Here is a 22910-nt window from a genome sequence, read left to right on the forward strand (position 1 = left end):
CATTTCATGGTAACCCTGGGGCAATCATTTGTAAAGAATTTTTTAATTTTATTAATAAATAGAGGGGTCTGCATTGACAAAACTCATTTTTTATGCCACAATTTAATCAATTAAATTACTACTCTGATATAATTTACTTATGTACGAAAAAGAACTCCAAAATTTAGGCCTTTCCGAAAAGGAAGCTAAAGTTTATGCAACCTCTTTAGAGTTAGGTGCGGACACAGCCCAGAATATTGCTAAGCAGTCCGGCATTAATCGTGCCACAACTTATGTGCAGATTAATGAACTTATAGAAAAAGGCTTAATGAGCGAGTTTGAAAAAGGCAAGAAGACTTATTATATAGCAGAATCCCCAAACCGCCTTAAGAACCTATTGGGGGTAATAGAAAAAGAATTGGAGTTGAAGAAGTCCCAGGCCAATGCGGTTATTCCAAACTTGCTTTCCATGTTTGACGGAATGGGCGAGCGGCCAAAAGTTCGTTTCTTTGAAGGCTTGGAAGGCGCCCGTGCCATGCGCGACGACTTTCTAAAGAGCAAAGATAAAATGATTTACTCTATTATCGATTACGATAAGCTCTTTAAATACTTTCCCGATCAGCAGGAAAATTATACAGATCATAGGGCCAAAAAGAAGGTCAGAACTCGAGTATTTTACGTAAGCCAAAAACCGGTTAAAGATGCTAACAGCAAGCAGTACTTGCGTGAGGCAAAGCATATTCCAGCCGATAAAATTAATATCGGCGCCTCTTTTACCATTACTGACAATAAGATTTCTGTGTCGACATATTCGCATAAGCCGATTGGGATTATTATCGAGAGCGAGCAAATCGCCAATACCTGCCGTTCTATGTTCGAATTTTTCTGGGCTCAATATTAGGACATTTTGCAGAATCCTCAAGAGGATTGCTACGTAGAACCATAGCACTGCATTTTGTCCAATAATAAGCCTTTTTATTCAAATTTTAAAAACTGTCAAAGACTCTTGACAGTTTTTTAATTTTATGATATTATTCTACACGGTTTAAAGATGTCTAGCACCGGCTAGGCATAAACATCCGTTACTAGGACTTTTCACTCAGGAGGTGAATCATGAAAGGTGGTAGCTGGTAACGGGGCCTTCCGGGGCCCCTAACCCCAATTATCAATGCTTTTCGTGAGGAACCGAGTCTGTGAAGATGTAACTGCAACTGCAGAAGGAGGCAAAAATATGAGTAAGCTTTATTCTTGTTCAGGCAACGTCGGCTGGTAAACCAAAAGTTTGGAACACCGGCGCAACCTGTTGGCAAAAGAACGTTCATATTTTGTCGAAAATTCAGAACAGACCGCTTTTACGGACCAATGATACCGTTTTTGCGGAAGGCCGTTCTGTGTTCGAACAGGATCGCTGGGAAACCAGCCAAAATTTTCGCGCTATTGGCGCGAACGAGCTTATTGGAAACCAGAACATACAAGGCGTTTGATCACACGATGTGACTCAAACGCCTTTTTCTTTTGCTTAAAATTTATTAAGTTAAGCTAAAATATCATAATATATACTAAATTTATACCTTAAATAAGCGTAAAAATGAATTTTAGGATTTTTTTGTCAATTACTCTTGACAGAATTAAAAAAGTTTGCTAATCTGGAATGTAAGCTGAAATTTGTCAAAAGAATATAACACTTTTTTAAAGCTCGTATTCATCCGAAATTAGTAGGATAGGATGATGCTGGCAGGCGACTGAGCTCCACGGGGCTAATAATAATATCAATGTTCGCCGCACAGCATATTGAGTCATATAAAGGGTGTTATAAACTGGCTGGCAAAGATCAGCTTTTTAAAATGCTCAAGTCTGTCTGCGGTGGGGACCGCGCATACAATCAATTTGGATGTGCCGGTTATCAGCTTACCTCATTTGCAGGCAGTCTGGCGGGAGTTTAGTAATCTAAAGTTCTTGCCGGACTGCTTGTAACATAGCGGGCAGTAAAAATTTCAAATCAAAAATAAAAGGAGGGGTATTTACTGACACAATACTCCTGCACAACATCCTAATGTGATGTCCTTTCTTGGTTAGCTGCCGAGAAAAAGTGCCGCCCTAAGAGCCGGGCAATAGGAGAGTCTGTGGTGGACCTCCGAAAAACATATGGCTGATGAGGTGGAGCACCACTCTGCTATGTGTCACTTCCGCCCAAACTTTGTTTGGGCACCTTTTCCAGAACAGAAATTATTTTGTGTTTTGAAAAAGGCGAAAGCCAACTTTCCGGACACTTGACCTTACGCATAAGCCACAGGCGCGTCGGCAAGAGACAGAAGAAAGTTACAGGAGGATCTATGAGCAACAATAACCCTATCCCAAACTTTGAAACAGTTGGTTTTGCGGCGGTTGAGCGGTGGTCGAATCCTCGCAGGGTTCGCGTGGCCGGCAACATGGTAGCCCTGACAGTCAATAACTGCGACTCTGACTGCAGTACTTGCCGCAGGCGAGTGAGTCAGGTTAGCGGTCTGCTGGAAGGAAAGCCGCATCGATGGCATCGTCATAACGAAGTAGTTTTATTCGGTTATGACGGGTCGATAACAGCCGACAAGTTTCTGACCCGGGAACTTGGCATCCCTGTAGTGATATAGGGCTCTGTCAGAAAGATGGGTGTTAGTTTTCTTGCCCGAACGCAATTTGTTCGGGCCTATTCTTGAGGACATTAAAGATAGTGTTCTCAAAGATAGTTCCTTAAAAAGCTTTCCAGGACAAAAATTTAATTCTTAATTTTAAGCATTAGGTTTTTGCCCTGGAGAGCAAGACAGTAGAGCAATCTACGATAGGTTTAGCATATTACACAGTGCTAGGCCCGGGATGTCCCGAAATCTCCACGAACTTGGATACGCTGAAGGAGCCTAAGCAACTCCTACGCTCAGCCTTACAGGTTTGTCCAGAGAGTTTGGCGACTCTCGAAGGAAGTTAGAAGATGATTTGGCTCTAGGGAATAAGCACCCCGACGAGTAATTACGAAGTAGTGCCTCGGCATGAAAAGTAGTTGGCCGCCAAGCCCAAGGAATCGGAAAGTTGGTACAGTCTCGGTCGCCTTCCGCAAGAAGGTCCGCGCCTGTAAGTCTCCTTACCAACATTGTGTCGCTACAACCATATGAAAACATTGGTTGAAGGGCAAATAGGAGAATAGGTCTTGAAGCGTTGAGCCATACCGTAAACTTCTCTTCGGAGGGGGGAAAAACGGGACTCTGGAATGCCTCCAGAGATACAGCCAAAGCCTTGATCAGGTTAGTAACTGTAATAAGCTTCAAAAAGCCCATTAGGGTGACCGAAACGGTTGTTAGTGACTGCTTCGAAAGAAGTGTGGTAACTGACGGGTTAAAAGGAATGGGCGGTATCCAATGCCGAGGTGAAAATGTCTCGGTTAGCGCCGAGAAAGATCCATTCCAAGAAAAAGATATTTGCCTTAGTCTTTTTCAAAAATTTTAAAACATAATTCAGGTTTACAAAAAATTCAGGAGGACACAATTCATGAACAAGGTTACGGAAAAGTCTACTGTCAAGCTCGAGCTTGCGGTCGAGTTCGAACTTGCCTACATGGTGAGGAAGAACCCGGCGCTTCGAGCCAAGAGCGTGGAGGACCATCTCGCTTTTGCTGTAAAGCACAAACGAGTCGGCGCCAAAACGGCAAAACAGTATCGCGCAACCAAGCGGTACGGTTCTCTGCTTATCGGCTTTAATAACCGGCAGGCAAGAATGGCAAAACCCAGTAAGTGACTGGTCCGTGGACTGATAATGATCGCACGGGATACTTGTTCGGAGGTAAACCAATGAACCATCGAGTGCGAGGCCCGCGCTTCAACTTTCGGATCGTCAATGCATGCTTTAAGGCATTCATGCGGCATAATCCGGGATTGAAGCAGGAAACCTTCAATGCTCAGCTTGGTAGAGCCGTTGAGGCAAAGGTTATGTCCTATCGGGACATGCTCCTTTACCGAGACCTCTACGTTAAGCGGTAGGAGGATTTCTCACCCCAGAGCTTAGTCGGGACTGGGGGATACCCAATACATGATGCGCTATAAGAGACTAAAAAGCGCGAAGCAGAACGTTACTGCGGAAAAATTGCATGGGCCGGCTGTCACTGTCGTGAGATAGGGTGCCGTGAAATTAATAAGCAACTGCTACTGGCAGCAACCAGTAAACCTCTTCGCTCAAGTAGGTATAAACCTTGAGCATTTTCTTGAAAACAGAACTCCGGTTGTGCTTTCGAGATTTTAAATCCAGTATGTTACTGGTCTGCGGACTGATAAGGATCGCGCAGGATATCAATACAGGAGGGAATAATATGGGAATGAGAATGGTCAGCAGGGCCATTAACTTCGAGAGCGAATACAGGGTAAGTATTCCGCAAACATTTCACTCGCCCGATTGCGTCAACTGCGGTTGGCGTCATGACGAAACGAATGAAGGTTGTTCTGCGGAGTGCGAGACCGAGTATATCGACCTCTCCGAGAGTTTGCGCGATCAGTAGCGTATAATTTCTCACCCCAGAGCTTAGTCAGACTGGGGCACTCAATCTAAAGCGTAATAAAAGACTAAAAAACGCGAAGTAGTATGTGACTACGGAAAAAGATTGAGCGTGAATGCGATTAGCACCGCATGAGCGAATTAATAAGCAGCCGCCATTACCCGGCCGTTGGTAATAGCCTTATCGCTCAAGTAGGCAAAAAATCTTGAGCATCTTTTTGAGAACAGAACCATTGGGGTTGTGTTCTGAAATTTTTTGGAAATCTATAGGAGAGATATGTATATAATTCTTGGCCAGGAGTGGGACTGGGATGACCTTGTTAATGAATGGTTTGAGGCTGCAGTAGAGACTCGAGAGTTTGCCGAAAAGGTTGTCACTCACTTGAAGAAAACTTCACCGTTTTGTTCGTTCAAGATTCTTGCAGCAGATGTAAATGGTTCGGATGTGTTTGATTTCGAGCCGCTGGAAGATCTGAACGATGAAGCGCTGAGCTTTTTCATCAACGGCAGCCCGAAAGCGAGGCGACTCGTTTTTCGCTCGAACGATTATGGCCGAATGAGCTTCTGGCTCGAACTCGACAAATGCATGAACGGAACATGCGGTGAATGTTCTGGCATGGTCGAGCTCGTCTGGAATAAGTTCGTGACGGTTGAGAATCGCAGCGGGGGAACGTACAGCGCAGATAGCGGCGGTATGCGCTTTGATATTCCGGCATGCGATGTGGAAGAGATCGGTTCCAAACTATCGGAAATGTTCGGGGTGAGCTTCGAAGAATATGTTTCCCCTTCCCGGCAGCGTCGCAGGGAAGCAAAACAGAAAGCTTTGGAAGCGAGTTTTGCCAAGAACAAGCCGATAGCTACTTTGGGAGAGGTCTGGGGTCACAAGTTCCTGGGCTTAAAAGGTTAGTGACCATATAACTGAGGTTTCCGAGAGATCCTTTGAAAATCTCTCATTCTTTTCCAGAACATAACATGATTGTGTTTTGAAAAAGGAGTTGCTCCTTCAAAAATAAAAATATGAAAAAAATAACAATCGCTTTCGTCGTTGTCGCTTTGTTTGTGTGTGTTGCTTCGGTTCGAAGCCAAGAAGCTCCTAAAAACAGCTTCCATGGTTACGTTGAACCCGAAGTGGATAGCACTGGGACTGCGCGAGTCAAAGCTTTTGTTACTTACGGAGGTAAGACAAAGCTTGGCGCTTACTGCTGGGGGCAGACCAGCGAAGGGTATTCGCAGGTCTATTGCGGGCCGACCTACTCTTTTTCGAAAGGAGTACAGGTCGGGGTGGCGGTAGGAGCGGAAACTGTGAAGAATTCGCTGCGCAAGGCTGGCTTTATATGGACAGGTAAAGGCAGATTTGCAAATCTGCTTGTTGTGGAGTCGGGCGGTTCCGGTCACTGGTACAGAAACCAGGCTAGCTACCAAGCTAGTAAAGCCGTGAGTCTTTCGATCACATCCCAGAGATTCTCTGGTACCGGTCCTCGGGTCGATGTCACTCTTCCGAAAACCAGTCTCTCGGTTGGTGGAGAGTATCATTTTGCCACCCAAACCTCCCGGTTTGGCGTGAGGTATAGTTTTTAAACTGTACAAAGTTGAGTAACCAACTTATTTCCCGTGCAACTTAGTTACTTAAGTTGCCTTCTTTTTTCAGAACATAATGCGTTGTGTTTTGAAAATTTAATTACAAAACAGGAGGAAAAGAGTTATGACAAGACAGAGGTTCTAACGAACAGGAGGTAAGTTTTGCGTAACGACATGTGTAAAGTGCTCACTGAGCGTGAGCGAGTAGGGTCTTCTAACAAGAGCTTAAAAACTGGTTTAAAGATTCATCCTAACATTTTTGACCCTGACCAGGATTACGGTTATCCTTCGCGTGTTTCCTTTAGTCGGTATCGTCATCATTATTTCTATAAAGAATTTAGCGACAACGATAATCCCTTACGGCGCTATCTGCAAAAGCAGGTTGGTCGTCCTTGGGATGCGGTATATAGCGAAATCTGTGCAGTTGCTGATCGTCGTTCCTTGAGCGGCTATCATCTGCTGCAACATGTTGGATTTGAAGTTGAGTTAAACTGCTGGGTTTGTGACGGTGAGGTTTATGATCATCCTTCATTGCCTCATAAGCCACGCGGCTTGTATGTTCATCCGGATACGGGGTTACTGTGTTCGCCTAAATAGTTGCAAATAGAGAGGGTTGATAACACGTAAACCCTGAACCAGCCAAGGTGGGGGTAGGCGGCTCGACCGACCTGCTCGTCAGCTGAACTGCTGACCCACCAGAGGTGTCTGTAACGACAACAGTTCATCAATTCTTGTGTTAGCGCACCTAGCGGCTGCGTCCCAATGGGGCGAGTCGGAGAAATGTTGTTTGTCCAAGCAAAGGTTCTGCCATGTGGTAATCACAAATGCACAATGCCTTTTGTAAAAAAGACATAGCAGGAGTGTAAAGCGAATCGCGCACGTTCGCATGGGTCGAAGACCTACGTGCCTAGACTGATTTTGATGCAAATCAGAGTCAGTCTAGGATATCTTTTTTAGAACGCAATCTATAAAAAATAATTGTGTTTTGAAAAAGGAGTTACTCCTTCAAAAATAAAAATATGAAAAATATGACAGCAAAGGAAGCCGCATTGGAGTGGAGTTTGATGATTCTTTACTCGGTTATCCCGAGCAAGGAAACGTCCGCGCTGATGGAAAGGTTGGAAAAGTTAACGAAATGCGCCGAGGCCAAGCCTGAAGCTCGTGAAAGTTTTGCGAAAGCAAAAGCTATTTACGACAGTCTGGACGAAAGCAAAGCGCAGCAGATTGTGATCGTTAACGATCCGGAAAATCTGGCCAAGTTCCAGCAGTTCCGGGATTACCTGATCGCTATCAGTGAGCACATCTCAGAATATAAGTACCAAGCGACAATCGAAGGTTGGGATAAACCGCGGGAATTCAAACTCCTGAGCGACGGCAGCATATTGTTCCAGTTGACGGTTTGCGGTTCTGATTGCAGGGGTTGTGCGAGGAGAGTCCGTGACGCAAGGTTTGCTGGTAGCAAGTCGGGCGTGGAAATGGAGATCATCACCGCCAGTGAGGGACAGAAATGGGTCGCTTTCGAGGGGCCAAAGGTTGGTAATTTGAATGAATATATCGAAAGTACACTTGGTATAAAAATTACTCAGCTTTCCAAAGGGTAGTCCTAAACTGGCGCAACCGAGCCAAAACGCGGTTGAAAAAAGGAGGAATATGGAAGGTTTGTTACAATACGTGGCGAGGTTGGGAGGAACAGTTCAGTTGATGGGTTTGGATTTTTTAATTAATATTCCAAATACCCTGTCAACAGAGCAAGTTTTCCACTTTGCGATGTTTGTCGAATCTCTTAATGCCGATTCTGGCCATGATTTGTACATCCCGCCTGATCAAGTGGCGTTCTTTCCGGACAATTCTATTGTCTTGAAAGGATCGGTTCACGAACCCAGGTGGTAACAATCATGTTAATGCGAACTGCAATTTAGTTCGCATCTCCTTCTTAGTAAAATTATTGTGCGGAACGTGCAAGTTAATTTTATTAAGACGGGGATGACAGGCATTCGACAGGAAAGCCAGCCGGGCAGAAAGCAGGGATAAACAACCGTGAATCCGACTTGTGCTGCGACCTATGGCCGCTGAATCTGTAAAAACAGGCGTACGTTTTCTTGGATGCGGGTTCGATTCCCGCCATCTCCACCATTTAAAACAAAAAACAAAACAGGAGGAACACGCTATGAACCATAAAGAGTTCGAAGCAACCGTTGTGACAGTTTCTATGCTCGGCGCACTGGTGATCGTTATTATCAGCTTGCTGCCCGGTGTGGTGCTGTTTGGCCTTGCTCTCGCGGCAGTCGTCTTTGCTTTTTATAAGGCGGCGCGTCGAGACAAGGGAAACCAGGGGCAAGACCCTGCGGTGAAAGACCGAAAAGACTTGAGTGTTCCGTGATGTCACTCGATACCAATCGCATGGGAGAGACAACCTTTGCGAAAGAAGTATCATCAACATCACATCCTTTTTGCTGCAAGCAAGCATTTGTTTATAGCGAAAAGGATTATTCATTTATTATCTAACAGTAATATGAAGAACTATAAACTACTTGGTCTATTAACCGCACTTAACATAACCTTTCAGCTAGTGTCAGACGTGACCGCCGGGAAAATTATAGAGTTGTTTACATTTCCGGTTTCCGTAACAGTGTTGTATTTTCCATTTGTATATATTTTGTCCGATGTTTTGACCGAGGTCTACGGCTATGCACGAGCCCGTCTGGTAACTTGGCTAACTTTAGCCTGCTCTGTCATTGCTGGCTTGGTATTTTACGTAGTAGCATATTTTCCATCACCGGAATTTTTTACTGCCAGCGAAGCTTATGCCACTGTGTTCGGTATTGTTCCAAGAATTTTAATCGGTGGCTGGATCGCTGTGTTCGCAGGAGAAATTTTAAACAACTATGTCTTGGCTAAAATGAAGGTGTGGACCAAGGGTAAACATCTTTGGATGCGCACCATTGGCTCTACAGTGTTTGGACAAGGCTTAAACACACTTTTGTTTTATATGATTGCGCTATCGGGAATATTGCCTATAAAAGTCTTGATTGTTTCGATTCTGTCGGCCTGGGCGATAAAGATCACTGTAGAAGTTGTATTTACCCCAATTACTTATTTTATAATTCGTAAAATTAAACAAGTAGAAGGCGAGGACTACTATGACGATAATACAAACTTTAGTCCGTTCAGTTTGAAGATTAAGGAGTAGTTCATGTGTATAATCCCCTTGACGCTTGGTCATAAAATTGTTATATTAACACCTTCGGTCAATCCGAAGGATTATATCCGCGCAACCGGTCACCCTTAATTATCAACAGGAGGTGACATATGATAGCGATTTCAATTACGGCGCTCAACTATTTCCACAAAGCTCATTTTATGGGCAGTGGACGGATAAAACCGGTTGCGGAGTTTGGTTGCTACTATTGCGCTAAAATCTATCGGCTCGACGAACATCCGATTCGAGAGTGGGTAGATGGAGGTTATACTGCATTGTGTCCAGTTTGCGGCATAGACAGCGTGATTCCTCGGCTGAGGAAAATCGACTTCGATGTCCGCGACATGGAGGAGCTGTATACAGAAATGTTTTCATAAACCTGGTTCGCCAGGTTTTTTATTTTGGGCAAAATAAAAAGCCCTAGGATGAGGGCTAAGTTATGAGTGCCGATAATCTATAAGAACATCGTTTATGGTGACTTTCATTTCTCCGTCATTGATCACTTCGGGTAGAGGTGATTTAAACAGCATTTGATGATAAGCAAACAACAGTTTGCGGTTCATCATTCCTTGGTCGTACAGCTCCACGAGAGCTGTGTGGCCGTTGTGCTTGTCGTTAAATTCGCACTGAAAATTATGTTCAGGGATTAAGATTCTGCCTAGTTTGTGACTGAGAACCATTTTAATTTCGTGCGCATGGTCGTTATTCATTAGGAGTTCATATGGTTGCAGACCGAACCCTAAACCCAATTCGACCGGATCATTAATTGCCTTTGCCATAAGACCTCCTTATGCACTGATCATTTGCCTTAATTGAATCATTTTTATAGGACTAGGTCAACGGATGGTAAAGGATTGGGATTTTAGCTCAGAATAATATAAAATGAATATATGAGATTTAACCAGGAACAAGCTAGAAATTTCCAGGCCGCTTTCCAAAACCGGCAGGATAACGAAGACCACGAGATCTTTCCAGGGGCTTCTGTCGAATTTGAAGCCATTAAGAAAACTATTCAGGAATACCTTCGCCGCGAACATAAGATTAATGAAGGCAATAACGGTGTTATTTTTAAAATTGAATTGGATAATCCTGATGAGGGTGGAGAAACAAAAGAATTTGCGGGTAAATTACTAAAGGTGGGGGATTATAATTCACTTCATAACGAATACTTAAACCAGAAGCAGGCTTACGATATTTTAGAGCAAGCCATCGCCGAAGGAGCCGACCCCGCAGAGTATGCGAAGATCCCTGTACCATATTTTTGCGATTCCTTCGAAGCGGATGAAGGAATCAAAAAGCACCTAGAAGAAGAAGGGGTTAATATAGGGGATAATAATTTTGGCCTACTGCTTATGGATTGGGTCGATGGCAGGGATGTTGCCACTCACTTGTTTAAGCGTGCCCTCGAGCTAAAAGAGAGCCGTTATTTAGAAACTATTCAGGCCAGCAATTTTAATCAGCTGCATCAGGCGGTAAGCCTGGAATTCGATTTTGCGCGGCCAGGCGGAAAGGCCACCCGCGAGGGTGATCGCATTTTTGAGCAGAGAAAAATTGAGGCCGAAAACGAAAAAAGAATTTACACATTCCTGAAAAAGAAAAATTACACTTTTCCCAAGGAAACGGTGCAGAGAATAAAAAACACCATCGACTTGTTAAAAGCAAATGGGTTGAATATGTGGGACAGTCATGCTCGCAATATCATGATTGATGATAACGAAGAGAACCCGTACCTGATCGATTTTGCTCCTCAGACCGGAAAGGGAAATGGCGAGACTCTCGGACTGGATCCATATATTTTAGTTCGGCAACTAGAGGCGCTCACTACCACTATTGAGGAAGAACACCAGATGGAAGCCGAAAGTAAATTTAAGGACTGGAGCGAAGATTATGACCGTCATGTAAAGAACTCTCGCTGGCGAACTAGATTTATAGAAGAAACGGCAAATGGAGAAGTTTTCCTCCGGGCGGCTAAGCTAGAGATAGGCAGCGGGGTAAATTACGTAGACGATTATATTTTTGCTCTCTGCAATAAAGTAGAAACGGGAAAGATCGAACAGTCTGATGCGTTGCAAATGTTGCAAGAACTTATGGGCGAATATCTACAAAGCTGGCGCAAAGCTAAAATCGAAATGGCAATTAAAAAAGCGAGTGAATAATCACTCGCTTTTATCTAATTGTTCGCTTTGTTCCAGTATTTCGACTTTCATCCGGCGGCCGGTTTTTTTATTCACGGTAGTAACCGAAGTCTCGGTTAGGATTACATCGTGAGTTTTCTTTCCGCTTTTGTGGATGTCTTTTTCGAACTCCTGAGTTTTGTCGGCCAAATCCTCATTACGGAACAGCTTGGCTTTCTTCAGGTTCGTAGTCATGATTCCCCCTCAGCTACTTATATAAATTGCATTTGTTGAGTATTTAATGCTGCATAACTATACCCTCTTTGACAAAAAAAGTCAACCGTAGTATAATTTCTTTAACTAAATATCCCAAGACAGTTGGTGGCTAATTCCCAAGAAAAAGCCTTAAATGCCAGTAAAATGGCGACCCACCGAGGAACGACCCAGCGCTACTATAATATAGTGCGCGCGGATTTTGTAACTCGGCCAATTATAAAGAAGCCGAGTTTTATTGTTTCTATAGCTGCTCGCATCACCGGCTTGGCCCGTAGTGAGCACATATGTTCCGGATTATTTAGAAGAAAGGTCGACAGGCCGGCGCTTGCATAACAGCAGCGCGCGGTCCCTTCATAAAAGGAAAAAATTATGGCAAAAACACGACAACAGAAAGAGCAAGATTTGCAGGAGCTTAACGATCGCGTAAAAGGCGCTAAGAGCATTGTTCTGGCAGACTATCGCGGCACTACTGTAAAAGAAATCGACACTTTCCGCCGCGCCCTTGGCAACGAAGGCGTGCAAAGCAAAGTCTATAAGGTTTCTTTAGTTAAGAAAGCTTTCGAAGCTAATAACATCGACGCTTCCAGCCTCGATTACAAGACTCCAGTAATCTTGGCCGTTTCTGCCGATGATGAAGTCGCTCCGGCGCGCATCATCAAAAACGTTTCCAAAGATGTTAAGACAATTAATATCTTAAGCGGTGTGTTAGACGGTACCTTTGCCGGCCGCGAACAGGTTCTTGCTTTGGCTGAATTGCCAAGCAAAGACGAACTTCGCGCCAAGCTGGTTGGTACTATCAATGCCCCTGTCTCTGGCTTTGTAAATGTCTTAGCTGGAAATATCCGCGGTTTGATTAACGTATTGAACGCGGTTGCTCAAAAATCGTAAGCCTTAGGCTTAACAGTAATTAATCGAAAGGAATATAATGTCTGAAGAAAACAAGACTGTTGAAGTTCCAGCTAAGTTTACCGACTTGGTGGCTTCTATCGAAAAGCTCTCCGTATTGGAACTTTCCGAATTAGTAAAAGTATTAGAAGAAAAGTTTGGCGTTAGCGCTGCTGCTCCTATGATGATGGCCGGCGCTCCAGCTGCTGGCGGCGCTGCCGCTGCAGAAGAAAAAGATGAATTCAATGTAGAATTGACATCTGCTGGCGAAAGCAAGATCAACGTAATTAAAGTAGTTCGCGAAGTTACCGGCCTTGGCTTAAAAGAAGCTAAGGATATGGTAGATGGCGCTCCTCAGGTTGTAAAAGAAGGCGCTCCTAAAGCAGAAGCTGAAGAATTGAAGAAGAAATTGGAAGAAGCTGGCGCTACTGTTACCTTGAAGTAATAACTTCTATAAAAAAGACTCTCGAAAGAGGGTCTTTTTGTTTCCCTGGCTAGGTACCCTTGAATGTCATCGGTCTGGTATAATTAAATAAAGCTGAAATAAGCATTAATTTTGATAATATGAACAATCCAGAAATGAATAATCCGGAATTGACCGGAGAATTGGATACACAGTTTGAGGACACCGAGGTCATTATTACCTTGGTTGACCCGGAAGAAAAGGAGTACGAAATCGCCGATCAAGAAAATCGCGAAAAGTTCCTTAAGCGCTTAGAGGGCATGCGTGAGGACGAAGTGTTGATGATCGAAGACGCATATGATTCGGGCAAAGAAGCTCATCGCCCCCAGCGTCGCGATAGCGGAGAGCGATACTTCGAACATGTTCGTTCCGTGGCCATTATTCTTATGGACGAAGCAGGTGTGCGCGATCCAGACTTGATCATTTCTGCTTTGCTTCACGATTCTGTAGAGGATTCGGCTTTGTTTGCTAATCGTACCAAAGCTCATTCCGATTGGGTAAAGACAGCCAGCTACCGCTTGAGCAAGAAGTTTAACCCGCGCGTAGCTAAGATGGTAATTACTTTGACAAAGCCGAGCGTAGACGGCGTGGAATTAAAAACTAAGGAAGAAGCTCATCATTTTTATATCGATAACCTTAGTGAAGCCGATCCGGAAACAATTATGGTCAAGATGGGCGACCGCTTGCACAATCTCCGCAGCTTAACTAACAACACTAAAGAGAAACAGTTAAAAACTATCAAGGAAACTCGAGAAGTATATTGGCCGATTTTCAAAAAAGTTTTAGAAAAATATCCAGAAGCTGGTCAGCACTTGTTAGGCGAAATGGAAAAGCAGATGGCGGAGTTGGAAGAGAATATGGAGAAGGCCGAATAATAACATTTGCGATAACAAAAAGACTCTCTCGAGAGTCTTTTTTATGGTGTCCAAAAGTGTTTTTATTCTGTTTAGAATTTTACTTCGAGCAGCTCGCTGCCATTGAGTACGTAAATGCTGCGGGCTTTTTCATCCACGGCTAGGTCTTTGAGTTCCGTGAATTTGTCGCTATTCAAAGTTTTAACTAGTGCGCCGGTTTTGCCTAATATGATCACGCGCTTATTGCCGCTGTCCAGAACATACAAGTTGGCAAAATCGTTTTGGGTAAACAGCTTGGTGGTTCCCGATAATCCAGAAATGCCAATATTGAATTCCTGCTTAGCGCCAGAATTATACTTAAGAATAGTGCCGCCAGTAGCTACGTAAATATTGCCGTCGATTGCTAAGTCGGAACCGTTTTTAAAGGCATCATCTTTGGCGGAAACTGTGCCAGCCGTAAAGGTGCGATTGCCGGTGTTGAAGTTTTTTACTTCCCCGGTGGATTTGTCTAAAATGTATACTCGATTATTGGTTGCGTATGTCTTCATCCCGCCGAAGCTGCTGCCAGAAGGAACACCTGTTGTAAAGCGACCAGTCACAATATCGTCTTCATAATCCCAGACAAATAGTTCGCTGCCGTTGTAGATGGCGGCTAAGTTGCTGTTTAAAGCTGTGCTGTCCACAATCGGCTCGCTGGATTTTAGCACGTCATCTTGAATCTGCTTGGCGGGTTTTTGGTAGGCGATAATGGTTCTGTTAACTTCCACCGCAAAATAGTTTGGCAGGTTGATTAAATTGCTGCCGTTGCCCAAAGTTGCCAGGCTGCTCACATTGGCCTTTTCTACTTTATTAAGTTTTTGATTCAATTCCTCCGCCTGAGCCTTCAGCTCGTTATATCTGTCAGCTTGGTCGCTTTCGCCAATATCAGCAGGCAAGCCATTAAGCATATTGGTCGCGTCTGCGTATAAGCGGGAAGCCTGCGCTTCGTCGCCATACAATAGAGCAGCATTGGCGTCGTTAAGGTTCTTTTCGATATTAGTTAAAGCTTCGGTAGAGACCGTTACAGTTTTTCTTTATTGCTTTGCATCCTGGCAATGGCGAGATTTGTTCCGAACGCAATCAACAAAATTGCCGCAGAAATTAGGAAGAACTTCTTTTGGCGGCTGTAGCCGGAGATTTGGCTTGGTTGGAGTTTAGAAGCAGTCTTTTTTAGAGTACTCTGCACGACTCCTACAGACTGATTGGATTTAGAAACCATGCCTTGCCAATAACTCTTTTTTACGTATTTATTTTTAAAGTCCGCTGCAAAGTTTTTTCCGATCATTAAGCTGGTAGCAGCTGCCTTTTTAACCTTGTGGGGTACCCAGCTCTTGTCTCGGACAATTTCAGAAGTCGCAATCGGGCCCGCTAAATACTGGCCGAGATCAACTTCTTCATCAGAGGTCGTGCCGGCTTCAACTTGCAGTGCAAAAATTGTGCCGCAGGCTACGTCTGGACCCATGTCGTCGTTTAAATATTCGATAATGCTTTGTGCGGCAATCGGCAGGTCGTTTTTATTCAATAAGGTCTTGATGCGATCGATAGAGATGTGGTTAAGCAATTCTGGGGTAGAAAGCATAAACAAGTCGCCCAGGCGAAGCTTGCCTTCGGAGAATTGGTCAAAAGTTTTTAACGGCTGCGAATTGCTATTGGAAGTATCGGTTATAGAAGAGAACTTGCCTTCACGGTAAATAAGCGCGGAAATTTTCCCGACACTAGAAACGCTCAGTACCCCGGCATGTTTTACAGCCACAGCTGCGTTGAGTTTACCGAGCCAGTGGGTTTTGCCTAAAGTGACAAGCTTGCCCAATTCTTCGTTAATGTTTGCTAAAGCAGCTTCAAAAATTCCTGTATGATTGCTGCCGTCGGCGCGCTTATACGAGCGTTTTAAAGATCCGCTAATTGCTTCTGCGATTCTCTGGCATTCATCTTTGGCTGCCGGGTTGAACATCGGCAGTTCGCAGATAACATAAATCTCAGTGCCGATGGAATCGATGGTTTCGGCGAGCGTATATACAAAAGTAGAGGACTGGCGGTTGTCCCCAAGCTGGATTTTTACAACTTGTGTTTCTAATTCAGTCATTTCCTATATTATACCACTTTTGAGTGGTGCCCGCACCCGCAGCCAAAATAGGGGGTATGGTATAATATTGAAATATGATTACTAGATTATCCGATATTATCGACTCAGATCATCAGGCTGAGTTGCTCGCATTTTTCTTACAGCTACTCCGCGTAGTTTTCCGGTTTCAGAATTGTCTCGCCGGCTGTCTATTAGCCATAAGGATGTTTCCGAAGCCGCGTCCATTATGGAAAAGCATAACTTAGTGAGAAGTTTTTCCAAACAGCAGACTAAATTTTATATTCTCAATCATCGTCATGCGATGATCCCCCAGTTAAAGAGTTCTTTGGGCAGGGAACATAAGTCTTGGCCGGACGAACTCAGTGCCAGCCTCCGAAAGCTCGGCAATTTTAGCGGCATATTTTTATCCGGGGTATTTGTGGGCCGTCCCGAATTGGTTGTCGACCTGTTACTAGTTGGTTCGGTTAATGCAGATAAGCTGAATGTGTTTTTAAGAACTACTAGCAAGCAATTCGGGGGAGAGCTTAATTACAGCATCATGACCGCCCAGGAATTTAAGCTGCGCCGCGACACGTTTGACCGTTTTATTAAAGACGTTTTCGATTATCCGCACATCACTCTCTTAGACAAGTCAGATGAAAAGCAAGAAATCAAAGAGACGGCAGCAACAGAGCCAGCCAAAGCTACTAAGTCGGTTGCAAAACCAGCTGTAGCTAAAGCCGTAAAGAAAAAGCAGTAAAGAAACAGTCTATAATTAAGAAACCAGAAGGTAAAAAGAAAGCCAATCGTTAAGCCTTTAGCAAAGGCGGTTCGGAAATCAAGACCTGTAGAAAAAAATACTACGCCGAAAAAGGTTAGAAAAACTGCTCGCAAAGCAGTGTCAAAGCCGGTAGCTAAGCCTACTAAGCCAGCAAAAAAGGCTAAACCAAAAAAGGCAATGCTAAAGCCAGTAAAAAAAGTTGCCAAAAAAACGGCTAAGAAGACTCTAGCTAAAAAGACCGTAACTAAAAAGCTGGCTTCAAAGCCATTTAAAAAAGCTATTAAGAAAAGAAGATAATGCAATTCTTCACAGACACATATAATCAGGTTTTAGGATACTTTCCGGATTTTCTCCACCCCTTTATCTCTATTGGTTTAGCTATCTTTTTGATCTACTCTATATTTCAGGTTCTGCGCAAGGATTTTATCTGGCTCATAGCGCTAGTGCTTTTATTGCCAGCTTCGGTGCCGATTCTGCAAGAGGTATGGGAAGTGCTGCTCGCGGTCATCAAATATCTTCTAGGCAAAGGGTAGCCAGTGCATTTGCACTGGTTTTTTATTTTGTGCTAAATTACGTTCATAACTTAGGAGGATATTTATGGCGCGAACTAGCGGAGACCCTTTGTTGGACAAGTTGAGAAAAAGCCCGAGATTCAAGGAAGCTAACGAGAAAAGCGATAAAAGGGAGCGAAAGCGGCTCTGTAAAATTCTGTATTTCGATAAGTTTCACCAACCCAAAAGGTGTGGCGGTCAGATAACCAGTCATACGATTCATAAACCATTCGATATGCGTACCCCGATAGGGGGACGTCATCGGCCTCCGAAAATCGATAGTTACGAGTCCTGTCAAAAGTGCGGGGTTCGTTATGACTCCCGAGTATAACGACTCTAATACATAATATTGTGGATAACTTTTTAAACAGTTGAAATTTCAGCTGTTTTTATATATTTGACACAGGGTGAACGATTGTATACTATTCAATTAGAAAGGAACTCAACATGAGCATCACCGACAGACAGAAACAATTATTAGAATACATCGTTCATCAAATAAGAGAATACAGTCTTCCTCCCTCGCTATCCGAAATGGCTGAACATCTTGGCGTGAAGTCTAAGAATGCTGTTGCAAAATTGCTTACCGGCCTAGAAGAAGGCGGTTATATAGAGACCAACGGCAAGGCCAGGGGAATCTCCGTACTTAACAGCCTTACCGACAGCTTGCAAAAAGGCTTAGTCCGCGTCCCGCTGCTTGGGTCTATTCAAGCCGGAAGCCCGCATCTTGCCGAAGAATTTATAGAGGAGTGGGTAAACTTACCGCAATCGTTTATCAAAGGCCGTAAAGATGTGTTTCTGCTTAAAGTTCGAGGTGATAGTATGATCAACGCCGGAATTCACGAAGGCGATCTGGTAATTGTCCGTCCGACTCGTGAGGCTAAGAATAACGACATCGTGGTTGCGCTCTTGCATGACGAAGCTACTGTTAAAAGATTTGTTCAAATCAAGAACCGGGCATACTTAAAAGCCGAAAATCCAGATTATCAAAACATCTACCCAAAAGAAGAGTGGATGGTGCAGGGAAAAGTAGTTGGAGTTATCCGGAATCTGGAATAATTCTCTAAAAAAGGTCAATTAAACAAAATATTAATCATTAACCCATAGGAGCCACTATGTCTGATTTAGAATTAACCAAAAACGAAATCATCACTAAATTGCAGAAGTTATGCGCACACTGCGCTTCCGGCCGCCGACACAACTGTTCGGTGCAAAGAATCTCTATGCAGGTCAAAGCTTTTCGAGGAATTCCGCTTATTGTGAATAATGAGTTCCGAGGGGTAATTTACAGCCACTAACTGTAAAAAAGGGGATGGATACCAGGTATCCGATCCCCTTGAGAAACCCTTTAAATAGAGCTAGAATAGCAGTAGATAAATGCCTTTTTTATAAGGTATTTTTTATTTCCCCCTTATTTATAAGGGTTTATCTGGCCTATAGGCTTGACAAAACCCTGAAAATAAAGTATACTTATGGGATTTATTTACGAGCTCATAGCTTGGGGTAAATCGTCAAGAATTATTAATTTGATGACACCTTTCGCATACAATATGCGATTTAATCATCAAGGAGAGTTAAGCAAATGCGCAACATTTTCTTTAACCGTCAGTCAAGCAAACTTGGCCTGTTAGGTAGTTTGGTTGCGGTTGTTGCCGTGGCTATTGCTCTTGTGTTGATCCCTCAAAAGACCAACATTAAGACGTTGGCAGAAAACTGTCAGAATCCACCAACCACCCCAACTCTCAACCCTTACCCGGTTACTTTTGACGACGAAAACCCGCCGTTGTGCCACGACCGCGCAGCTATTGATGCTGCAAAGTATAACAATGGTGGTCCAGTTGTATATTCACAGAGTGAATCCGACTGGCAGAATGGTTTGAATTTAAACATTGGCGAACAGGGCGTAGCTTTGATGTACATCCACAACGGAGCTGCCAACAATTTGCCAGGCAACCAAACCATGGCACGTAACGTGAAGATTACTACCAATACCCATACTGGCGTAGGTAGTTCTCATCCGATTAACGTGAACTTTGCTGGCGACAACACCAATGTCGTGAACAAAACTTTTACTGTTCACACTCCAGCTAACGCTAAATTGGAAGTAGTTCCAAATAGCGGTTTTATGTACGACTACTTCGGTAATTTGGTCTTAGACCAGCAGAACCTAAACTTAGGCAACTCTGTTTATACCTTAGGTGACTTAGATGCTTGTTTCGAATACAGCATCTTCTTGACCTTCCGATTCAAAGTAGTTGCTGATACTCCTGCTAACACATCTTTGGGAATCACTAAGGAAGTCCGCAGTTTGGACCGCAATACTAACTTTGCTTCTTCTGTAAACGTTGATCCAAATGAACGCGTGCAGTACAAGTCCGTAGTTCGCAATACTGGCAATACCACTGCTACCAATGTTCAGTTTACTGACAACGGAGTAAATGGCGTTCAGATCGAAAGCGGTTCTGTAACCGTAGACGGCCTCCACGCCGGAACTTTGCCAGGAACTTTGTCTCTGGGTGATATTCCAGCTGGGGGCGAAAAGACTATCGTTTATAACGCCCGCGCAGGCGGTAACGCTGGTACCTTTGTAAACACTGCCACCGCAGTGGCTAGCAATGCACCGAGCGTTTCTGCAAGCGCAACTGTGATTGTTCAGGTTATTCAAAATAACCCGAACATTGCCGTTAACAAGCTGGTTAAGAATTTAACTACTGGCGGCTCTTACGCACAGTCTACAAATGCAAAGACTAACGAACGCGTTAACTTTAAAGTAACTGTGTCTAACACTGGCGACATTACTTTGCGCAACGTAGTTGTTACTGACCCAATCCCTGCAGGCTTGCAGTTTGATAACTCAGTCGTAACTAACGGAAATGCCAGCTTTAATAACAACACTTTAACTGTTAATTTTGGCAACTTAGGTGTTGGCCAGAGCAATACTGTAGAATTCGCTGCAAAAGTAACCCGCTCTAACGACGGTCAGGTTTGTAACGTAGCTACAGCAAATTCCGAAAATGCTGGTCCAGTAAACGATAACGCTTGCGTTAACGTTTCTAATCCTCCAGTAGAAACTCGCACTATTACTGTTAATAAGTTAGTTAAGAACAACAACCAGAACACTGCTTACGCTGACTCTGTCGGTGCTAAGACTGGTGAATGGGTGAACTTCAAGGTAACTGCTACTAACACTGGCAATGCTGCCATTAACAACTTCCGCATTACGGATACTGTTCCAGGCGGCTTAACCTTGGATCAAAATTCTATTACCTCTACCGGCGGCAACGTCTCTATTAATGGCGCGACTATTACTGCTAACTTCGGCACTGTCGGAGCTGGCCAGAGCCGCACCTTAGAGTTTGCTGCACAGGTTGTCCGCAATACTGCCGGCCAAATCTGTAACGTGGGTACTGCATCCGGCGACGGAGCTAACTCTGTTAATGCTGACGCTTGCGTTAACGTATCTATCCCAGAAGTCCGCACTATTGCAATTACCAAATTGGTAAAGAACAATAACCAGAATACTAATTACGCAGACTCTGTTGGCGCTAAAACAGGCGAGTGGGTTAACTTCAAAGTAACCGCTACCAACACTGGCAATGCTACTATCAACAACTTCCGTATTACTGACGCCATCCCTGCTGGGTTGGAATTAGACCATAACTCGATTGTTACTTCTGGTAACGTTTCGATCTCTGGATCTACTATTACAGTAAACTTTGGTTCTGTAGCTGCCGGCCAAAGCCGCACCTTAGAATTCGCTACAAAAGTAGTTCGCAACACCGCGGGCACTATTTGTAACGTAGGTACTGCTTCCGGCGACGGCGCTAACTCTGTTAATGCTGACGCTTGCGTAAATGTAACTCCTCCTCCGGTAGAAACTCGCACTATTGCCATCACTAAATTAGTGAAGAACAATAACCGCGACACTGTTTATGCAGACTCTGTAATTGCTCGCACCGGTGAGTGGGTTAACTTCAAAGTAACCGCTACCAACACTGGCAATGCCACTATCAACAACTTCAAGATTACCGATCCTGTACCAGCCGGTCTGGAACTAGATATAAACTCTATTGTAACCAACGGCAGCGTAGAACGTAACGGTGGAAACATTACCGTAAACTTCGGTTCTGTTGCCAGCGGCCAAAGCCGTACTCTAGAATTTGCTGCTAAAGTAGTTCGCACTACCGACGGTACTATTTGTAACGTAGGTACTGCATCTGGCGACGGCGCTAACTCTGTTAATGCTGACGCTTGCGTAAACATTCAGAACCCGCCACCAGAAGTTCGCACTTTGCTGATCTCCAAATTAGTTAAGATCGGTTCTGGCAGCTATGCTCAGACCGTAAACGCTAAGACTGGCGAAACTGTAACCTTCAAAGTTACTATCACTAACTCCGGCAGCGCGACCATCGATAATGTAAAAATTACTGATGTGATTCCGTCTGGATTCGAGTTCGCTAATGCTGTTGTAACTACTGGTTCTCCTTCCTTCAATGGCTCTACTTTGACTGTAAACTTTGGCAGCTTAGCTGCTGGCCAGAGCCGTGCTGTTGAGTTTAACGCTAAAGTTACTCGCGCAACTAGCGGTCAGGTATGTAACATTGCTGTAGGTTCTGGCGATAAGGCCGACACCGTACAAGATAATGCTTGTGTAAATGTTACCCCGCCTCCAGTAGAAACTCGCTCTTTGCAGCTTTCTAAGCTTGTTAAGACCGATACCTCCGGTGCTACTTATACCAAGTCTGCAACCGTGAAGACTGGTGACCGCGTATTCTTCAAGGTGACTGTTACCAACACTGGCAATGCATCTATCAACAACGTCAAGATTACCGACCAGATTCCATCTGGTATGACCTTCGACGATTCTGTTCAGACTACCGGCAGCCCAAGCTTCAACAGCAACACATTGACTGTTACCTTCGGTACAGTTCCTGCGGGTCAAAGCCGTTCTGTAGAATTCGCTATGAAAGTAGCGCAAACTACAGCAGGCGAAATCTGCAACACTGCTTTCGGTTCTGGCGATGACGTAAAGTCTGCCGACGACAAGGCTTGTGTAACTGTAACCGTTACCCCTGGCACTCCGAACATTGTTCAGGCTAAGACTGCCTTCAACAACACTAAGAATGCCGACGCTGTATCTGTAAAGGCTGAACGTGGCAACACTATCACCTTTACCCTTAAGACCACTAACAGTGGTACTGCAGACAGCGTGAATTACATAATCACTGACGATTTATCTGGCGTATTGCCATTAGCTGACCTTGTAGACTTAGGCGGTGCTACCTTAGAAGGTAACATCCTAACCTTCCCTGCAGTCACTATCAAGCCAGGCGAAACTATTACCAAGACCTTCCAGGTTAAGGTAAAGTCTAGCCTTGCTGCTAACTTGTCTTTCCAGATCAAGAATACTTACGGCAACACCGTAGTAATCGACATCCCAGGCCAGCAGGTGTTCCAAGCACCTACTACTGGTGTGGTTGGCTTGTCTGCATTTGCCTTCGCTGGTCTTATGACCGCTGGGTTTGCAGCTGTACGTCGCCGCAAAGACATCATGAACTTTATCACTGCATAAAGCTCACCCCCTTGTGTGCCGGATAATTTTCGAGCACCAAGGTAA

Annotated in this window: 24 protein-coding genes and 1 other RNA gene; 21 read left to right on the forward strand and 4 right to left on the reverse strand. The window is 44.2% G+C overall.

The features are described from left to right. Nucleotides 1–139: 139 nt before the first annotated feature. The 12 genes from IPM19_01810 to IPM19_01865 all read left to right on the forward strand — a co-directional run bounded on the left by IPM19_01810 (nucleotide 140) and on the right by IPM19_01865 (nucleotide 9645). Nucleotides 140–880, forward strand: a complete 741-nt coding sequence (locus IPM19_01810; protein ID QQS23281.1) for a hypothetical protein — start codon at nucleotides 140–142, stop codon at nucleotides 878–880. 1432 nt (nucleotides 881–2312) lie between these two features. Continuing rightward, nucleotides 2313–2606 carry a hypothetical protein gene (locus IPM19_01815; protein ID QQS23282.1) on the forward strand — a complete coding sequence of 98 codons (294 nt, stop codon included), beginning with the start codon at nucleotides 2313–2315 and terminating at the stop codon, nucleotides 2604–2606. An 889-nt stretch (nucleotides 2607–3495) separates the two neighbouring features. Beyond that, nucleotides 3496–3741, forward strand: coding sequence for a hypothetical protein (locus tag IPM19_01820; protein ID QQS23283.1), 246 nt, complete (start codon nucleotides 3496–3498; stop codon nucleotides 3739–3741). A 1027-nt stretch (nucleotides 3742–4768) separates the two neighbouring features. Next, a complete protein-coding gene (locus IPM19_01825; GenBank protein ID QQS23284.1) occupies nucleotides 4769–5398 on the forward strand; it encodes a hypothetical protein in 630 nt (209 codons plus the stop codon). A gap of 110 nt (nucleotides 5399–5508) precedes the next feature. After that, nucleotides 5509–6069 (forward strand): hypothetical protein, encoded by a 561-nt coding sequence (locus IPM19_01830; protein QQS23285.1) that lies wholly within the window; start codon nucleotides 5509–5511, stop codon nucleotides 6067–6069. Between the two features lie 162 nt (nucleotides 6070–6231). Continuing rightward, the gene (locus IPM19_01835) at nucleotides 6232–6666 is read left to right on the forward strand and encodes a hypothetical protein (protein QQS23286.1); all 435 of its coding nucleotides are present in this window, start codon (nucleotides 6232–6234) and stop codon (nucleotides 6664–6666) included. A gap of 422 nt (nucleotides 6667–7088) precedes the next feature. Then, nucleotides 7089–7670 (forward strand): hypothetical protein, encoded by a 582-nt coding sequence (locus IPM19_01840; protein QQS23287.1) that lies wholly within the window; start codon nucleotides 7089–7091, stop codon nucleotides 7668–7670. Between the two features lie 49 nt (nucleotides 7671–7719). After that, nucleotides 7720–7959, forward strand: a complete 240-nt coding sequence (locus IPM19_01845) for a hypothetical protein (GenBank protein QQS23288.1) — start codon at nucleotides 7720–7722, stop codon at nucleotides 7957–7959. Nucleotides 7960–8048: 89 nt separating this feature from the next. Beyond that, nucleotides 8049–8202, forward strand: a transfer-messenger RNA (tmRNA) gene (gene ssrA / locus IPM19_01850). 34 nt (nucleotides 8203–8236) lie between these two features. Next, nucleotides 8237–8449 carry a hypothetical protein gene (locus IPM19_01855; GenBank protein QQS23289.1) on the forward strand — a complete coding sequence of 71 codons (213 nt, stop codon included), beginning with the start codon at nucleotides 8237–8239 and terminating at the stop codon, nucleotides 8447–8449. Between the two features lie 132 nt (nucleotides 8450–8581). Beyond that, nucleotides 8582–9259: a queuosine precursor transporter gene (locus IPM19_01860; protein QQS23290.1), complete on the forward strand. Its 678-nt coding sequence runs from the start codon at nucleotides 8582–8584 to the stop codon at nucleotides 9257–9259. A gap of 119 nt (nucleotides 9260–9378) precedes the next feature. Then, a complete protein-coding gene (locus IPM19_01865) occupies nucleotides 9379–9645 on the forward strand; it encodes a hypothetical protein (GenBank protein ID QQS23291.1) in 267 nt (88 codons plus the stop codon). 60 nt (nucleotides 9646–9705) lie between these two features. Here IPM19_01865 and IPM19_01870 read toward each other — a convergent pair whose 3' ends face one another. Next, a complete protein-coding gene (locus IPM19_01870; protein QQS23292.1) occupies nucleotides 9706–10047 on the reverse strand; it encodes a hypothetical protein in 342 nt (113 codons plus the stop codon). A 111-nt stretch (nucleotides 10048–10158) separates the two neighbouring features. Here IPM19_01870 and IPM19_01875 point away from each other — a divergent pair, with 111 nt between their 5' ends. Continuing rightward, entirely contained in the window at nucleotides 10159–11424 is a 1266-nt protein-coding gene (locus IPM19_01875) for a hypothetical protein (GenBank protein QQS23293.1), read from the forward strand. On the opposite strand, the gene IPM19_01880 is transcribed toward IPM19_01875, so the two are convergent. Continuing rightward, entirely contained in the window at nucleotides 11425–11637 is a 213-nt protein-coding gene (locus IPM19_01880; GenBank protein QQS23294.1) for a hypothetical protein, read from the reverse strand. Nucleotides 11638–12027: 390 nt separating this feature from the next. Between IPM19_01880 and IPM19_01885 the strand changes: the two genes are divergently transcribed. The 3 genes from IPM19_01885 (at nucleotide 12028) to IPM19_01895 (ending at nucleotide 13881) form a co-directional block, all read left to right on the forward strand. Continuing rightward, on the forward strand, nucleotides 12028–12546 hold the full coding sequence (locus IPM19_01885; GenBank protein QQS23295.1) for a 50S ribosomal protein L10: 519 nt from the start codon (nucleotides 12028–12030) through the stop codon (nucleotides 12544–12546). A 37-nt stretch (nucleotides 12547–12583) separates the two neighbouring features. Beyond that, nucleotides 12584–12988 carry a 50S ribosomal protein L7/L12 gene (gene rplL, locus IPM19_01890; protein QQS23296.1) on the forward strand — a complete coding sequence of 135 codons (405 nt, stop codon included), beginning with the start codon at nucleotides 12584–12586 and terminating at the stop codon, nucleotides 12986–12988. Nucleotides 12989–13107: 119 nt separating this feature from the next. Beyond that, nucleotides 13108–13881, forward strand: a complete 774-nt coding sequence (locus IPM19_01895) for a bifunctional (p)ppGpp synthetase/guanosine-3',5'-bis(diphosphate) 3'-pyrophosphohydrolase (protein ID QQS23297.1) — start codon at nucleotides 13108–13110, stop codon at nucleotides 13879–13881. A gap of 71 nt (nucleotides 13882–13952) precedes the next feature. On the opposite strand, the gene IPM19_01900 is transcribed toward IPM19_01895, so the two are convergent. Both IPM19_01900 and IPM19_01905 read right to left on the reverse strand, forming a co-directional pair. Next, the gene (locus tag IPM19_01900; protein QQS23298.1) at nucleotides 13953–14858 is read right to left on the reverse strand and encodes a hypothetical protein; all 906 of its coding nucleotides are present in this window, start codon (nucleotides 14856–14858) and stop codon (nucleotides 13953–13955) included. Between the two features lie 62 nt (nucleotides 14859–14920). Then, on the reverse strand, nucleotides 14921–15982 hold the full coding sequence (locus tag IPM19_01905; GenBank protein ID QQS23299.1) for a hypothetical protein: 1062 nt from the start codon (nucleotides 15980–15982) through the stop codon (nucleotides 14921–14923). A 226-nt stretch (nucleotides 15983–16208) separates the two neighbouring features. On the opposite strand from IPM19_01905, the gene IPM19_01910 reads away from it, so the two are divergent. The 5 genes from IPM19_01910 to IPM19_01930 all read left to right on the forward strand — a co-directional run bounded on the left by IPM19_01910 (nucleotide 16209) and on the right by IPM19_01930 (nucleotide 22865). Next, entirely contained in the window at nucleotides 16209–16721 is a 513-nt protein-coding gene (locus tag IPM19_01910; protein ID QQS23300.1) for a hypothetical protein, read from the forward strand. 317 nt (nucleotides 16722–17038) lie between these two features. Then, on the forward strand, nucleotides 17039–17275 hold the full coding sequence (locus IPM19_01915; protein QQS23301.1) for a hypothetical protein: 237 nt from the start codon (nucleotides 17039–17041) through the stop codon (nucleotides 17273–17275). 465 nt (nucleotides 17276–17740) lie between these two features. Then, on the forward strand, nucleotides 17741–18352 hold the full coding sequence (gene lexA / locus IPM19_01920; GenBank protein QQS23302.1) for a transcriptional repressor LexA: 612 nt from the start codon (nucleotides 17741–17743) through the stop codon (nucleotides 18350–18352). A gap of 56 nt (nucleotides 18353–18408) precedes the next feature. Next, nucleotides 18409–18591, forward strand: a complete 183-nt coding sequence (locus IPM19_01925) for a hypothetical protein (GenBank protein ID QQS23303.1) — start codon at nucleotides 18409–18411, stop codon at nucleotides 18589–18591. Between the two features lie 284 nt (nucleotides 18592–18875). Continuing rightward, entirely contained in the window at nucleotides 18876–22865 is a 3990-nt protein-coding gene (locus IPM19_01930) for a DUF11 domain-containing protein (protein QQS23304.1), read from the forward strand. Nucleotides 22866–22910: the final 45 nt, after the last annotated feature.

It is taken from the genome of bacterium (assembly GCA_016699995.1).
GTDB lineage: Bacteria > Patescibacteriota > Doudnabacteria > UBA920 > UBA920 > UBA920.